9 protein-coding genes are annotated in these 15465 nt (G+C 61.0%); 8 read left to right on the forward strand and 1 reads right to left on the reverse strand.

Translation table 11 applies throughout. From position 1 onward, the window contains the following. Positions 1 to 272 precede the first annotated feature (272 nt). The 7 genes from DTF_RS0113440 (at position 273) to hrpB (ending at position 11129) form a co-directional block, all read left to right on the forward strand. Positions 273 to 2321, forward strand: a complete 2049-nt coding sequence (locus DTF_RS0113440; RefSeq protein ID WP_027715738.1) for a molybdopterin-dependent oxidoreductase — start codon at positions 273 to 275, stop codon at positions 2319 to 2321. Positions 2322 to 2432: 111 nt separating this feature from the next. Then, positions 2433 to 3935 (forward strand): formate dehydrogenase accessory sulfurtransferase FdhD, encoded by a 1503-nt coding sequence (fdhD, locus tag DTF_RS26210; protein WP_081702968.1) that lies wholly within the window; start codon positions 2433 to 2435, stop codon positions 3933 to 3935. A 3-nt stretch (positions 3936 to 3938) separates the two neighbouring features. After that, complete coding sequence (locus DTF_RS0113450) at positions 3939 to 4817, forward strand: MoxR family ATPase (RefSeq protein WP_027715739.1); 879 nt, start codon at positions 3939 to 3941, stop codon at positions 4815 to 4817. Further along, on the forward strand, positions 4817 to 5989 hold the full coding sequence (locus tag DTF_RS0113455; RefSeq protein ID WP_027715740.1) for a VWA domain-containing protein: 1173 nt from the start codon (positions 4817 to 4819) through the stop codon (positions 5987 to 5989). Before DTF_RS0113450 ends, DTF_RS0113455 begins: the two co-directional genes overlap by 1 nt. 85 nt (positions 5990 to 6074) lie before the next feature. Beyond that, complete coding sequence (locus DTF_RS23535) at positions 6075 to 7292, forward strand: MFS transporter (RefSeq protein WP_051361298.1); 1218 nt, start codon at positions 6075 to 6077, stop codon at positions 7290 to 7292. Positions 7293 to 7443: 151 nt separating this feature from the next. Further along, complete coding sequence (locus DTF_RS0113465; protein ID WP_027715741.1) at positions 7444 to 8631, forward strand: aminotransferase; 1188 nt, start codon at positions 7444 to 7446, stop codon at positions 8629 to 8631. Then, positions 8628 to 11129: an ATP-dependent helicase HrpB gene (hrpB, locus tag DTF_RS0113470; RefSeq protein WP_226989338.1), complete on the forward strand. Its 2502-nt coding sequence runs from the start codon at positions 8628 to 8630 to the stop codon at positions 11127 to 11129. Before DTF_RS0113465 ends, hrpB begins: the two co-directional genes overlap by 4 nt. A gap of 31 nt (positions 11130 to 11160) precedes the next feature. Here hrpB and DTF_RS0113475 read toward each other — a convergent pair whose 3' ends face one another. Then, positions 11161 to 14115, reverse strand: coding sequence for an insulinase family protein (locus DTF_RS0113475; protein ID WP_035057053.1), 2955 nt, complete (start codon positions 14113 to 14115; stop codon positions 11161 to 11163). A gap of 234 nt (positions 14116 to 14349) precedes the next feature. Between DTF_RS0113475 and DTF_RS23540 the strand changes: the two genes are divergently transcribed. Continuing rightward, the gene (locus tag DTF_RS23540) at positions 14350 to 15312 is read left to right on the forward strand and encodes an outer membrane beta-barrel protein (protein WP_193352703.1); all 963 of its coding nucleotides are present in this window, start codon (positions 14350 to 14352) and stop codon (positions 15310 to 15312) included. Positions 15313 to 15465: the final 153 nt, after the last annotated feature.

The raw sequence follows: 15465 nt of genomic DNA on the forward strand, positions 1-15465 counted from the left end.
TTAAGCGAGAGCCTCCCCGCAGGGGTTCCGAACCAATCCGCGAAAAATCAATGATTTCAAGACTCTGACCTCCTGCTCGATCCGCTTGGCCCGGTAATTGCTCTCCTTTAGAGGAAACGTCGGCTGATCCCCGGCCAAAATCGCATTCAGGTACCTCTTTACTGAGAGGGAGCGACAATATCGAAAAACCTTTGATGAACCGATTCAGCGGCCTGCACAGCTTGCTTAAACAACACACCTGCTTTTAACCAGCCATCAGAAAGGAACATTTCATGACGACGTCACATCAGGTTCTGACCGATTGCACACTCTGCTATCACAGCTGCGGCACCAGGGTGACCATCGAAGACGGCAAGGCCGTCAAGGTGGAAGGACTCGAAAACCATCCGATCAACCACGGTGAGCTCTGTCCCAAAGGCGAGGCGGCCCTGACCCACATCTACTCGCCCGATCGGATCAAGACGCCGCTGAAGAAGGTCGACGGGAAGTTCGTCCCCATTTCCTGGGATCAGGCGCTCGATGAGATCGCCGCCAAACTTCTCGACCTGAAGGAGAAGTTCGGCCCCAGCGTTCTGGGGGTGTTCAGCGGCTCCATCGGGGTCGAGAACCTGGAGATGGCTCAGCTGACCCAGCGATTCAAGGCCGCCTTCGGCTCACCGAACTTTTTTTCCGTGGAGAGCATCTGCTATCGGATGCGCATCCGCACCCGTCAGATCACCTTCGGCAAGTATCCCACCGAGGAGCTCGATTCCAACCTCTACATCCTCTGGGGGCACAATCCCGATGCGAGCGACTTCCCCCTGAAGCTCGCCATGGAAAAAAATCTCGCCAAAGGTGCAAAGCTCGTGGTCATCGACCCGCGGCGCATCCCCCTGGCCGACCAGGCCGACATGTACCTGAAGATTCGCCCCGGCACGGACGGCGCCATGGCGATGGCGATGCTGCACGTCATCATCAAGGAAGACCTGGTCGACCATGACTTCATCGAGAAGAACACCTTCGGGTACGACAAACTGGTGCCGCACATCGAACCCTTCACTCCCGAGTGGGCAGAGGAAATCACCTGGGTGCCCGCCGACAAGATCAGGGAACTGGCGCGCCAGTTCGCAACCACCAAAGGGGCATCCATCTACCAGGGAACGTGCACCCAGGACCAGACTGCCGGCGGCACGCAGAACAGCCGCGTCTTTTCCGTACTGCAGATCGTCACCGGCAACATCAACGTGCCCGGTGGATGGGTCATCAGTCCGCGTCCGCATTTCGGCAATGTGGGGCTCAATGTGGAAGGAGACCCTCTCGGCATGGACAAATACCCGTTGTTCATTGAAGTGTGGGGGCGCAAGAGTCCTTACGGCGTCATCACCATGGTTCCGGAGGCGATCCCTGACAAGCTGAAGGCATTTTACGTGGTGGGCGGAAATCCCCTGGTCTCCATGGCCGACTCCAATGCCTTCCGCGAAGCGTTCCGCCGGCTGGACCTGCTGGTGGTGCACGATATGTTCATGACGGAGACCGCCAAGGAAGCTCATTACGTGCTGCCGGCCTGTTCCCACCTGGAAAAATGGGGACTGGCGTACACCTACAACGTCTGCCACTGCCTCCCTTACCTGATGCTCCGCAAGAAGTGCATCGAACCGGTGGGAGAGAGCTGGTCCGAATGGAAGCTGTTTACCGAGTTGGCCAAAAGGCTCGGGCTGGGCGATCAGTTCCCCTGGGAGAGCGAAGAGGATCTCATCCGTTTCGAACTCGGACCCAGCGGACTGACGTTCGAGCAGCTGCTGGAAGAGAACCCCGAAGGCCTCTATTATGGCGAGAAGAAGTATGAGATCCGGGACGGCCTCTTCGCGACACCTACCGGGAAGATCGAGATTTACAGCGATGCCATGGAGAAGGTCGGAGCGAATCCCCTTCCGGTGTATATCGAACCGGAACGCAGCCCGAGGAAGAGCGACAAGGCCTATCTGGAGAAATACCCGCTCATCCTCTCCACCGGACATCGCAACTACTATTATGTGCACTCGCAGTTCCGGGACGTCGATGCTCTGAAGAAGGAAGCCCCGGGGCCGGTGGCCGAAATGGGGCCGGAGACCGGAAAGCGGTACGGCTTGACCACGAATGACGACATCATCATCGAAACCAACCGGGGCCAGGTCAGGATGAAAGTGGCCCTGGACGAGAGTGTCGCCGAAGGATGTATATTCGTGCCCCACGGATGGTCCGGCGAAGCCAATGCCAACCTGCTGACCGACACCGACTGCCGGGAATCGATACTCGGTTATCCCGACGTAAAGTCGCTGATGTGTTCGGTACGTAAAGCCTGACGGGAAGACCATCCCCTGCGCGGGCGATGCCGGTCAATTCCCCCAGGGGCTTGACGCCATCGCCCGCACAGGGCGCGAAATACGGGAAACGCGAGACAGGAGGCAGTCGCCATGCACGGCATCTACAGCTACAGCAAAGACAGCACGGGCCAAGGTCAATTGACGGCGCGGGAGAAAGAGGTGGTGGAAGAGTTCCCCCTCGTTCTGAACGTGAACGGTCGGGAGATCGCGACCCTCATCGCCTCTCCACACGACCTCCGTTATCTCGCTGTCGGCTTCCTCCGTCTCCAGGGGTTCGTCGAGCGGATGGAGGATTTCAATCTCCTCTCGGTCTGCAGCGATTTCGGGATGGCGCGGGTCGAGATCAAAGGGGAGCTCCCGGAAAAACTAAAGCCGGTCCTGACCTCCGGTTGCGGCACGGGGATCGCCTTCACCATTCCCCAGGCGCTGAAAGAAGGACTTTCCGGTGATCCCGGCAGACGTTTTTCGGCCGATGAGATATTCGCCATGATGAACGAACTCGGTACGCGCGCCCAGCGCTACCGGAGCCACGGAGGAATGCATTCCGCCGCCGCAGGCGACGGAAGCATCTCTTTCTTCTCCGAAGATCTGGGGCGCCACAACACCATCGACCGCATTGCCGGCGAGGCTCTCATCAAGGGAATCGATCTGCATGGCATGATGCTGGTCACGTCGGGGCGGATCTCCACGGAGTTGGTGGCCAAGTCGGCGCTGCTCGGCATGCCGCTGATCGCCTCCCGCACCTCGCCGACCAATATGGCGATCAAGATGGCGGAGACAGCGGGAATCACGCTGGTCGGGTACGTCCGGGGCGGCCGCTTCGAAGTCTACACGCACCGCGAGCGGCTGCAGATCGCCGATTCCGCGGAGAAGGTCAAAGGGGTGACCGGGGTCATCCTGGCCGGCGGCGCCGCCAGCCGGATGGGGAGCAACAAGGCCCTGCTTCCCCAGAACGGGGTCCGGTTCATCGAGGGGATATACCGGACCCTGGAAGGACTGTTCGAGGAGGTGATCGTCGTCACGAATACGCCGGAGCAGTATGCATTCCTGCCCTGCCGGAAGGTGCCGGATCTCTACCCGGGAAAGGGAGTGCTGGCGGGAATCCACTCGGGGCTGATGCACAGCGAGACCCCCGCGATATTTACCGTGGCCTGCGACATGCCGAGCCTGAATGCCGCTCTGATAAAGCACCTCTGTTCACTTTCGGGCGGCGTGGATCTGGTCATATCCTCTACGGATCGAGGCTTCGAACCGCTCCATGCCCTCTACGGCAAAGGGTGTCTGCCCGCCCTTGAAGAGCTCCTGCAGAGTGAGGCCAACAGGAGGGTCATCGCCCTCCTGTCGCGCGTGCAGTCCCGGGAAGTCCACCCGGAGGAGATTGCGCCCTTCGATCCGGAGTTCAGCTCCTTCGACAACATCAATACGCCGGAAGACTACTTTCGGCTGAGAAACGGGCGGCAAAGAACCGGAAAAGAAGGAGAAGGAGACGAAAAAGCCGTTCGGTCCCCGTATGCTCCGGGGCTGAGGAGAAGCGAACCCCGCCTGAAAACGACGGAACAAGCAGCGCCTCAACCTAGCATAAAGGAGAGATGATCCATGTCCGACCAGGGATTTCACCAATTCAACGGCACCGAGAAGTACGTTGCCTCCCGGGCCCTCCAGGATGTCGTCAACGTTGCCCTGGCGCTGGAGCGTCCGCTGCTGCTGAAGGGAGAGCCGGGCACGGGAAAGACGCTTCTTGCCTATCATATCGCCGAATCCCTCGGGATGGAACTCATCCTCTGGAACGTGAAGTCAACCACCAAGGCGAGCAGCGGTCTCTACACCTACGATACGGTGCAGCGTCTGAACGATGCCCGTTTTGGGGACGGCGATGTGCGCGACATCCGGCGTTATATCAAACTCGGTCCTTTGGGGCGGGCCTTTGCGCGTCCCGAAAGGGTCGTGCTTCTCATCGACGAGGTGGACAAGGCCGATATCGAATTTCCCAACGACCTGCTCTTCGAATTGGATGAGATGCGTTTTCACATCCTGGAGACCGACGAATGGGTGGAAAGCGCCCACCGGCCGGTGGTGATCGTTACGTCGAACTCGGAGAAGGAACTTCCCGACGCCTTCCTTCGACGATGTGTCTTTCACTATATCGATTTTCCTGACGAAGATCAGATGCGCGCCATCATCGATGTGCATTATCCGGGACTCTCCGGAGAGCTTCTCCAGAACGCCCTGAAGGTCTTCTACGGCGTACGCAAGGTTCCCGGATTGCGAAAACGCCCCTCGACTTCGGAACTGCTGGATTGGATACGGGCGCTGCTGGCCAGCGGGGCGAAACTGACCGCGGAGGAGACCTCGCCATCCAAGGATGTCCCGTTTCTGGGGACCCTCCTCAAGATGGAGGGGGACCTCGACTCCCTGTCCCGCCACGCCAAACGCCCCACGGATGTGCGCACGGCAGGACGAAGCTCCGTCCGCTGATGTTTCTCTCCCTCTTTCATGCCCTGCGGGCACTGAGGGTGCCGGTCAGCGTCACCGAGTGGCTCACCCTCCTGGAGGGCCTTTCCAAGGGACTCCACAAGGAGAGCCTCAACGATTTCTATTATCTGTCCCGCAGTCTGCTCGTGAAGGACGTCGCCTACTACGACGCCTTCGACCAGGCTTTTGCACACTGTTTCAAGGGGCAATCGCTTCCTGAGGATCTGGTGACCAGGGAGCAGATTCTCGAATGGCTCCAGGGGCCCCTCGCGCCGCTTCGTCTCTCTCCCGAGCAGATCGAGGAGATGAAAGCGCTCTCTCTGCCCGAGCTTCTGCGGGAACTGGAGAAGAGGCTGCAAGAGCAGGAGAAACCCCATCACGGGGGGCAAAAGTGGATCGGCACCGGCGGGACGAGTCCGTACGGCGCCAATGGCAGCCATCCCTCGGGAGTCTCCTTCGCCGCCCAAGGCAGCGGCGGGCGGGCCGCCTTGCAGGCCGTGGCCCGCAGGTATCGCAATCTGCGCAACGATCTGACTCTGGACGTGCGCCAGATCAGCGTGGCACTGAAACGGCTGCGCGATCTTCGGGACTGCGGAGCCGAGGAGGCCCTGGACCTGGACGCCACGATTGATAAAACCTGCCATAACGGCGGCGAAATCGATCTGGTTTTCGCCAGGGAACCGCAGAATCAGATTCGTCTCCTGCTGGTGATGGACTCGGGAGGCTCCATGGAGCCTTTCCGCAACCTCTCGGAAAGGCTCTTCTCGGCCGCCAACAAGCTCAACCACTTCAAGGACTTTCGCACTTTCTACTTTCACAACTGTGTTTACGATAAGCTCTATACCAATCTCGAAACCGGTGAATTCGTCCCGACTGCCGAGGTTCTTCTGAAATGCGCCAAAACCTACCGGCTCATCATGGTCGGCGATGCCGCCATGTCGCCTTACGAACTCTTTTACCACACCGACCTGCTGGATCATCTGCACACGCGCGACGTCCAGGGGATCGACTGGCTCCGACAGCTCTCCGAGGTCTTTCCCCGTCGCGCATGGATGAACCCTCTGCCGGAAAATTCCTGGGCGCATTACGAAACCGTCCCGACAGTGGGGGCGCTCTTCCCGATGTTCCCCCTCACGCTCGAGGGGCTCACTCGAGCTGTCCGGCATCTACGGTAGCCGGAGCCTCCCAGACGCTTTCTCCCGGAAGGGCCACGATATCTCGGACTAGTCCCGTCCCGGCAGATCCATTTTTTGCAGGAGTATGCGAGTGATTCGTACCGACCGGAAAACCCTGTGGACCACCCCCTTCTGCCTGACCATGCTCGGGATGCTGTTTCTCTTCATCCCGTTTTCACTCTATATGCCGGTCCTCCCCGCCTACCTCCTGGAGGAGTTGAACAGCTCCCTGCAGGCGGCGGGCGCGGTCAATGCGGCCTTTCTCATTGCCGCCGTGCTGTTCAGGGTCCATACCCCCCGACTCGAGGCACGATTCGGCGTCCGGCGGGTTCTGCTGGCCAGCGGAATTGTTTTCACGGCAACCAATGCGATCTATCTGGGGCTGGACTCCGTCGCCGGTATCCTGCTGAACAGGTTCGTCAGCGGCGCCGCTTTCGCCATCGTCAACACGTCGACCATGGCCCTCGGCAGTCGGCTTGTCCCACGATCAAGAATCGGCGAAGGCCTGGCCTATCTGACGACCATGGTGCTGGCCGGCGGTGCCGTCGGTCCGTACATCGGCCTGAAGCTTTCCTCTGTTTACGGCTACCCCTCGGTATTTATCTTCTCGACTTTGACCACCCTGCTCGGCCTGCTGATCATCTGTCTTGTTCCTGACCGTGAAGAAATGGCGAAGACGCCCGCGCGCATCTCCGTACGGGATCTGTTCGAGGTGAAGGCCGTTCCTGTTTCGCTGATCATCCTTGTACTCGCTTTTTCCTACGGCGGCGTGATGACCTTTGTGGTCGTCTATGCCTCGGAACTTCATCTGCCGCTGGTCATCGAGTATTTCTTCGTGGTTATGGCGACCGCTTCCGTGCTTTCGCGCCTGGCAACCGGCCGATTGTATGACCGTCTTGGAGCCGATGCCGCGATTTGCGTGTCCATCGTCATCCTGGCAGGAGGGCTGATGATCCTGGGCGGGATCCATATCACCGCGTGGATGCTGCTGGCTGCCGCAATGATCGGCGTTGGATATGGAAGCGCTGTCCCCAGCATGCAGGCGCTGGCCATTCAGATCTCCCCGGAGCATCGCAGCAGCGCGGTGACAGCGACCTTTTTCACCTGCGTCGACGGAGGCATCGGCCTGGGCGCGTATGTTCTGGGAGGCGGCATTCAGGCCTTCGGATACGCAGCCGTCTACCTTGCACTGGGGGTGATGAGCTTCGGCTGCCTCCTGTCTTACTACCTCCTTTCAACCGCAAACAGGCGTTCCCAAAACGGACCTCTTCCCCCGCGGTCACCCGAGCCGGGGAGGGAGTGAAATACAGGACGCGTCGTATGTGAGGCTCCTATTTTGAGGATGAATTTATATCGCTGAACGGTTATTCTATGAACCTGTCCGGTTATCAACCCTGCATCCTGGTTCTGCCCGGTTGCTGGTTTTCCCAAGTGTTTGTGAGTCCGTTCAAGGTATGAAATTCAGGATATCTCCCCACATCGAACTCGTCCAATACCCTCCCATCACCGAGGTGAAATCGTGGATCGCCGGGCGGACCTTTTCGCCGGATCGGCCGCTGGTCGATCTCTGCCAGGCGATTCCCGACTATCCCCCGGCGCCGGAGCTGGTCGATTTCCTCCGCGAACGGATGAAGGACCCGCTGGTTTCGAAGTATTCCCCCGACGAAGGGCTGCCTGAAGTTCGCGAGGCGGTCTCCGCCTGGTATGGACGCCTCTACGGGAGCGCTCCGCGGCCGTCGGAAATCTGCCTGACCGTCGGCGCCAGCCAGGCTTTCTGGCTGGCCATGACCGTGCTCTGCACCCGGGGGGACGAGGTGATCGTCCAGCTGCCGGCCTATTTCGACCATCCGATGGCCCTCCAGGCCCTGGGAGTGCGCCCCGTTTTCATCCCCGGAGAAAAGGGGGGCGCCGGCGCCGACGCCGACGTCCGGAAGATCGCTTCTCTGGTGACGCCTCGGACCCGCGCCATCCTGCTCGTTTCTCCAAGCAATCCGACCGGTGAGATCCTTTCCCCGGAGGCGGTCCGGCAGCTATTCGAACTGGCCCGGGAGAAAGGCATCGCCCTGGTCCTCGACGAAACCTACAACGCTTTCATCCCGGAGGGCGCACCTCCCCACGCCCTTTTCGCGGATCCGGGCTGGAGAGATCACTTCATCCATCTCGCTTCCTTCGGCAAGACCTTCGCCCTGACCGGCTACCGGGCCGGAGCGCTGGTCGCCGCGGAAGGCTTCATGCAACAAGCTCTGAAGGTGCAGGACACCATGGCCGTCTGTCAACCGCGCATCACCCAGCACGCGGTGGCGTACGGCTGCGAGTGTCTCGATCCCTGGGTCGCGGCAAACTGCAACATGATGACCAGGCGTCACGATGCCTTCCGCGCCGCATTCACTCTCCAAGGAAATCCCTTCGAGCTGGCGGCGAGCGGGGGCTTCTTTGCCTGGGTCCGGCATCCTTTCGCAGGAAAAACAGGCCGGGAGGCGGCGCGGATCCTGGCTGAAGAGGCCGGTATCATCTGCCTCCCCGGGGAGGTTTTCGGTCCGGGGTTGGAGGGATTTCTCCGCCTGGCTTTCGGCAACATTGCCGATGAGGAAATACCGCAGGCGGTGGAGAGATTTCTGCAGATCGATCCGGGCCGGCAGTGAAGGGCGGGAGGATCAAGGGACAACTTCCCGTCGATGAGGCTCTCCCCGAGCTTGAAAGAGCGCTGGCCGTCGGCGATGCGGCGGTCCTTCAGGCGCCGCCGGGTGCCGGCAAGACCACGCGCGTGCCGCTCGCACTTCTCAACGCGCCGTGGCTCGCCGGCAGATCGATCCTCATGCTCGAACCCCGCCGCCTCGCCGCGACCAACGCAGCCCGCTACATGGCGAGGCTCATCGGCGAGGAGCCGGGCCGCACGATCGGCTACGCCATACGATATGAGAGCCGCATCGGCGCCGCCACCCGCGTCGAGGTGGTCACAGAGGGAATCCTCACCCGCCGCCTTCAGGAAGACCCGGAACTCACCGGGGTCGGCCTGGTCATTTTCGATGAATTCCACGAGCGAAGCCTCAACAGCGATCTCGCCCTGGCACTCTGCCGGGATGCCCAGCAGGGGTTGCGCAGCGATCTGAAACTGCTGGTAATGTCCGCGACTCTCGACGCAGCGCCCGTGGCGAAGCTTCTCGGCGATGCTCCGATGATCACCAGCGCCGGACGCGTTTTCCCGGTCGATATTCGCCACCTCCCCCGGGAGCCGCAGGGGAGCCCGGCCGAATTCACTGCCGCGGCGGTGCGCCGTGCGCTGGCGGAAACCGACGGGGACATCCTGGTCTTTCTCCCCGGGACCGGCGAGATCCGGCGCTGCGCCCGGCTGTTGGCGGACCTGGAAGAAAAGGTGGACCTCCGGCCCCTTTATGGCGATCTGCCCTTTGCCGAACAGGAGAGGGCGATCCTGCCCGGCCTGAGGCGCAAGGTTGTCCTGGCCACCAACATCGCCGAGACGAGTCTGACCATCGAGGGAGTGTCCGTTGTGATCGACAGCGGTCTGGAGCGCCGTCCGCGTTTCGACGCGGCGCGGGGGATGACCACCCTGGAGACGGTGAGCATTTCCCAGGCGAGCGCCGGGCAGCGGGCCGGCCGCGCGGGGCGTCTGGGTCCGGGCGTCTGCTGCCGCCTGTGGAGCGAGGGGGCGCACGGCGCTCTTCTCCCCTTCGCTCCGCCGGAGATCCGCAGCGCCGATCTCGCTCCCATGGCTCTGGAGCTGGCCCGTTGGGGGATTCCGGATCCGGCGCAGCTCGTCTGGCTCGATTCGCCTCCCGCAGGTCATCTCGCCGCCGCAAGAGAAGTCCTGCGGCAGCTCGGCGCCATCGATGACCAGGGACGGCTCACAGCGATGGGAGAGAGGATGGCCGCCTATCCGGCTCATCCCCGCCTGTCGCGACTGCTGGTCGCCGCACTGGAGGCCGGATATCCGGCCCTCGGCTGTGATCTGACGGCGCTTCTTTCCGAACGCGACGTGTTTGCCGCGGAGGAAGTACCACACAGCGCCAGTGGCAGCGACCTGCTCGATCGGGTCGAAGCGCTTCGCCGTTCTGAGGCGGAGGCGGTGAAGCGGGCCGCCCGCTACTGGAGACGGAAAACGGGAACGAAGGTCGGAGAGCCGTCGGCCGATCTGCGCGCAGTGGGACGCCTCCTGGCAGCCGCCTATCCCGACCGGATCGGGCGCGAGCGGGAGCCGGGATCGGGCCGCTATCTCCTCTCCGGAGGGCAGGGCGTCCGCCTGTCCCCGCGTTCGGCGATCGGCCGCAGCGAATGGCTGGTTGCGGTGGATGTAGCCGGCCGGCCCGGCGGGGAAGGGGAGATTCGCCTTGCCAGCGCCCTGGTGCGGAATGACATAGACGAACTCTTCGGGGATGGTATCGAGTGGCGGCGGGAAGTGGAATGGGATGAACGCAGCGGGCGCCTGATTGCCCGCGAGGTGCGGCGGCTCGGCGCCCTGGTCATCCAGGAGCGGCCGGCAGCCGCCCTCCCGGAAGATGCGGTGGCGGCCATGCTGGGTGTGGTCCGCCGGCAGGGACTGGATGTTCTCGGCTGGCACCCGGCGGCTCGGCAGTGGCGGGCAAGGGGGGCTTTCCTCGCCCGGTCATTTCCCGAGGACGGCTGGCCCGATCTGTCGGATGCGGCGCTTCTTGCCTCTGTGCAAAAGTGGCTGTCTCCCTTCCTTCAGGGAGTGAAATCCCTGGAAGGGTTGCGGCGGGTCGATCCCCTGCCGGCCCTGCGAAACCTTTTCGGCTGGGAGCGGCAGCTTGAACTCGACCGTCTCGCTCCGGAACGCCTGAAGGTGCCTAGCGGATCGAATATCCGCCTCGACTATGAAACGGAAGAAAGACCGGTGCTTGCGGTCAAGCTGCAGGAACTCTTCGGTCTGAGTGAGACTCCCCGCGTCGCCGGCGACCGTGTTGCGGTCCTGGTCCACCTCCTGTCGCCGGCCGGGCGGCCCCTGGCGGTCACCAGCGACCTCGCCAGCTTCTGGAAGAACATCTACCCCGACGTGAAAAAAGAGATGAAGGGCAGGTATCCCCGGCATCCCTGGCCCGATGACCCCTGGAAGGCCGAGCCGACAAGGAAAACCCTCAGAGGACGGAGGACAGATGACAGATGACAGAGCAGATGCCGTCCTCCGTCCTCGTTTTTTAGATTCTTTCGATACTCAGCCCCGCATCCCCCAGTTCCTCATTCGCCTTCCTCAGCGCTTCCTCGCCGGCGATTACCGAGACGGCACTTGCCTCCCTGCCTTCCAGCAGGAATTCGGCGGCGACTCTCTGCAGGGTTTGGCGGCCGGTGGCCAGCACTCCTTCACGGAGCGTCTGGCGCATCTCCCGGGTCAGCCCCTGGCGTGTGTTGGCGAACTCCCGGTGCCCCCGGGCGCCGGGGGAGAGCGGTCGGTCGAGGTCGCTGAAGACGGCCAGGATCGCCTCGGTGATCTCATCGCTGCCGAATTTGCCGGCCGCGGCCCAGGACGCCGCATCGTCGTAGACGTTCAGAGTGCGCGTGAGCTGGGGGTCCCGGTAGGAGAGAAGAGAGAAAATCCCCGCTTCTGGATTGTAGCTGGCCATTCCGCCGTAGGCTCCGCCCTTCTCCCGGATCTCCCGGTGCAGATAACCGGCGCGCAGAAGTTTGGCCAGAACCAGGAGGGGGGCGGCGTCAGGGTGATTGAAGGGAACGGCGCGAAAGACTCTGCTGACATAGGAGACCGGAACCGACCAGGACCATCCCAGCCGCACGGGGACGGGGGTGAACGGATCGCGCATCTGTGCGGCCGGTTTCCGGCCGTCCGGCAGACCGCCAAGATACGGCTTCAGGGCGCCGCGAACCGGGTCGAAGGAAGGGGATTCGCCGGTCACGCCGCAGGCGATGAGTTCTTTCTGGAAGAGGATCCGGGCAATGCTCTGCATCTTTTCTGAGAGATCTTCGAGCTGCTCCGGAGGTCGGCCGGCTATCTCCTTCACCAGCCGCAGAAAAGACAGCCCCGACCAGCACTCCCGCAGCCTGGCCGACGGGGTCAGACGGCCTGCCGCGGCCCGGCCGGCGTAGCTGTGCCCGGAGGAGGGTATGGAGTTCTCCAGTGCGGTTTTGATCTGTCCGACCACGGTGTGCAGACGATTCAGATCGGTGAAGTCGGGGGCGGAGCATAAATCGGAGAGAATGCCGAAGAGCTTTTCCTGGTTGCGCACAAGCGCCTTCCCGCGGATTTCCATCAGTCCCGTGAATTCATCCAGATTGCTAGGATTTTCGAGGATCTCGGTTCCCGCGTGAATGCCGCCGGTTCCGGCTTCCATCTTCTCCGCCATTTCCATATAGCTGCGCCCGGCCGCCCCGACCTGGGTGAGAAGGGTGCAGAACACGGGGACATAGGGAAGCAGCTCCGACGGCAGGACGGCGGTTGGCAGGTAGGCGAAGAAGTAATCGATGCCGTTGGTGGGCTGATCGAACCATTGAACCTCATGGCCTTGTTCGCGGCTGAAATTCGACGGGACGGGCGGCTCCTCGGGCGGAATGTCCTCGCGCCCCAGGGTGGGCAGGCAGGAGAGGTCTTCAGCGGCTTCCTGTGCCTTTCGCAGCTCTTCGGCTTGTTCGACGATCCGCTGCTTGGCCTCTTCCGTCAGCTCCCCTTTGATGCGGGCGAGGTGATTCCCCGTCTCCTTTTCCTCCTTCTCCTTCATGGTCGGGTCCGGCTTCAGGGTGAGGGTCACCCGGTGCGAATTGTCCAGCAGGTAGCGGCGGATGAGATTTTCAAAAAAAGGGCCGGCGGCTATTTCCCGGCGCAGTCTGGCCAGATTTTCCTCGAGCTTCAGAGGGGAGACCGGGTCGTCGCAGTGCAGCCAGGGACCCATGATGCGCATCAGCAGGGATAGGGAATAGGGATAATGGTCTCCGGTGACTTCCCGATGGCCGAATTCCAGGCGATGAATGGCGCCGTCGATGCGTTCCGGGGTGAACCCGGTCCGGGTCACCTCCTCGAGGGTGTCGAGAACAAGCTTTTCGATCTTCTCGGCATCCCGCGGGTTGGTCCCCTGCAGACCGGCCGCGAAATAGGTGGTGCGGTTTTCATCGTGATAGCCGGTCCCCGGCGCAAGGTTGCTCCCCAGCTTCGAATCGAGAAGGGCCTTGTAAAGAGGGGCCGCCGGATTTCCCGCCAGCAGAGTGGCCAGCAGGTTCAGGGCCAGACGCTCGAAACTGTCGCCGATGTCGCAGGTCAGCCATCCCAGCTGCACCATCGATTTTTTCTCCGTCGGTTCGCCGGGATCGATCGGATACATTTCGGTTATCCGCTGCGGAGTATCGAAACGGCGCTCGGGGGGGACGGCGCCTGCCACATCCCGGATTTCGAAATGCCGCAGGGCTTTCTGTTCAACCACTTCGAGATGCTTCTCCAGCGGCAGATCGCCGTAGGTGAAAAAGTAGGCGTTGCTGGGGTGATAATACTCGGCATGAAATTCCCGCAGCTGCTCCCAGGTAAGATCGGGGATGGCGGACGGTTCGCCTCCCGAGTTGTGGCCGTAGGTGGTGGTGGGATAGAGGGCCTTTCCCATGCGGCGGCTGATCAGGGAGGAAGGCGAAGCCATCGCCCCCTTCATTTCATTGTAGACGACCCCCTTGAAGAGCAGGGGAGAGTCGGGGTTGTCCGGTTCGGAAAATTCGACCCGGTGCCCTTCCTGGCGGAAATCCCGCTCGCGCAGCAGGGGAAAGAAGGCGGCATCGAGGTAGATGTCCAGAAGGTTGTAGAAGTCCTTGGTGTTCTGGCTGGAGAATGGGTAGAGAGTCCAGTCGCTGGCGGTCATGGCATTCATGAAGGTATTGAGGCTGCGCTTGAGCATGGAGAAAAACGGATCGCGCACCGGAAAGTTCCGGGAACCGCACAGAACCGTATGCTCCAGGATGTGGGCGACGCCGGTGGAATCCCCGGGAGGAGTGCGGAAACCGACGGCGAAAAGATTATTGGGATCCGCGGCGGCAACATGAACCGCCCTGGCGCCGGTTTTTTCATGCATCAGTTGAAAGAGAGTTGCGTTCAGTTCGGGGAGAGGGGTGACAGCTGTTATGACGAAACCGTGCAGACGACGGCCTTTTTCCAGATCTGGGGGCATGGCATTTTCTCCGAAATTAGATAGTTATGACGATAGTTTATCGCACGGCAGGATGATGCGCCAGGGAAAATGAAAAGACGGTTGAGAGGGATGCCGCACCTCCCTGGTTTCTTTTCTAATGACAAGCCGCAACCAGCTAATTACAATGAGCTCTCGCCGGAGTGTTTTCCTCGGAGAGAGCGGTCTGTTTTGCAAGGAGTCGATCTGATGGGATGTCGTGAGGGAGAACGAATCATGTGCAAGCTGTTGCGGATTCTCCTTTTGGGTTCTCTTGCACTTATCGTTACCGTTGTGCCGGCCAAGGCCGATTTTACGGAAAATCCGGCCTTTAAACTTGAGGCCGGATATCGTTTGGACGAGTTGGACTGGAATATTGCCGGAGGCATTGATGGACCCAACATTATTTCTGAACTGGAGTGGGAGGATCTGGAGATCTATCAGATCAGGGGGGGCGGCAAGCTCGGCTTTGGAAATGGAAAGGCGCCGTTTACAATCAGCGTGAGGGGTTCCGTGGCGTACGGTTGGATCGTGGATGGGGAAAACCAGGATTCGGACTTTGACGGGGATGACCGGACGATCGAATTTTCACGCTCCAACAATAAATCCGATGATGGGGATGTCTTCGATGTTTCGGCCGGGATCGGGCCACGATTCCGCATGTGGACCGATCGGCTGGCGATCACCCCCGTCGCCGGTTACTCCTACCATGAGCAGAACCTGACGCTGACCGATGGATTCCAGACTGTTTCGAGGCCCGACATCGATCCTCACGTCCCTCCAACGGGCCCCTTCGGCGGACTGGACAGCACCTACGAGACCCGGTGGTACGGACCGTGGGCAGGCATCGACATCGAATGGGAGCCTGCGAAGAGATTTCGACTGTACGGTTCCTTCGAGTACCATTGGGCCGATTTCGAAGCGGAGGCCGACTGGAACCTTCGTGACGACTTCGCGCATCCGAAAAGCTTCGAACACGAGGCCGACGACGGTGATGCCATTATTCTCGCTCTTGGCGGCATGTACGACCTGACCGATCATTGGTCCGTTCATCTCAATCTCAATTACCAGGAGTGGAAAGCCGAAGACGGGGAAATCCGCTTTTTTTACACTGACGGCCGAGAAGTGATTCAGAGACTCAATGAGGTGAACTGGGAATCCTGGGCCGCGAATGTTGGTGTTTCCTATCGCTTCCTCTGACTACATGGTTGGCAGAAGTCGATCTTGGTTCTTTTTTTTCGGTTGCAGAAACTCGTTGCTTGTGTTAGAAATTTTCCTCTTGTCGGGGCGTAGCGCAGCCTGGTAGCGCACCTGCCTTGGGAGCAGGGGGTCGCTGGTTCGAATCCAGTCGCC

Origin of the sequence: Desulfuromonas sp. TF (genome assembly GCF_000472285.1) — a bacterium.
In the GTDB taxonomy this organism is placed as follows: Bacteria; Desulfobacterota; Desulfuromonadia; order Desulfuromonadales; family ATBO01; genus ATBO01.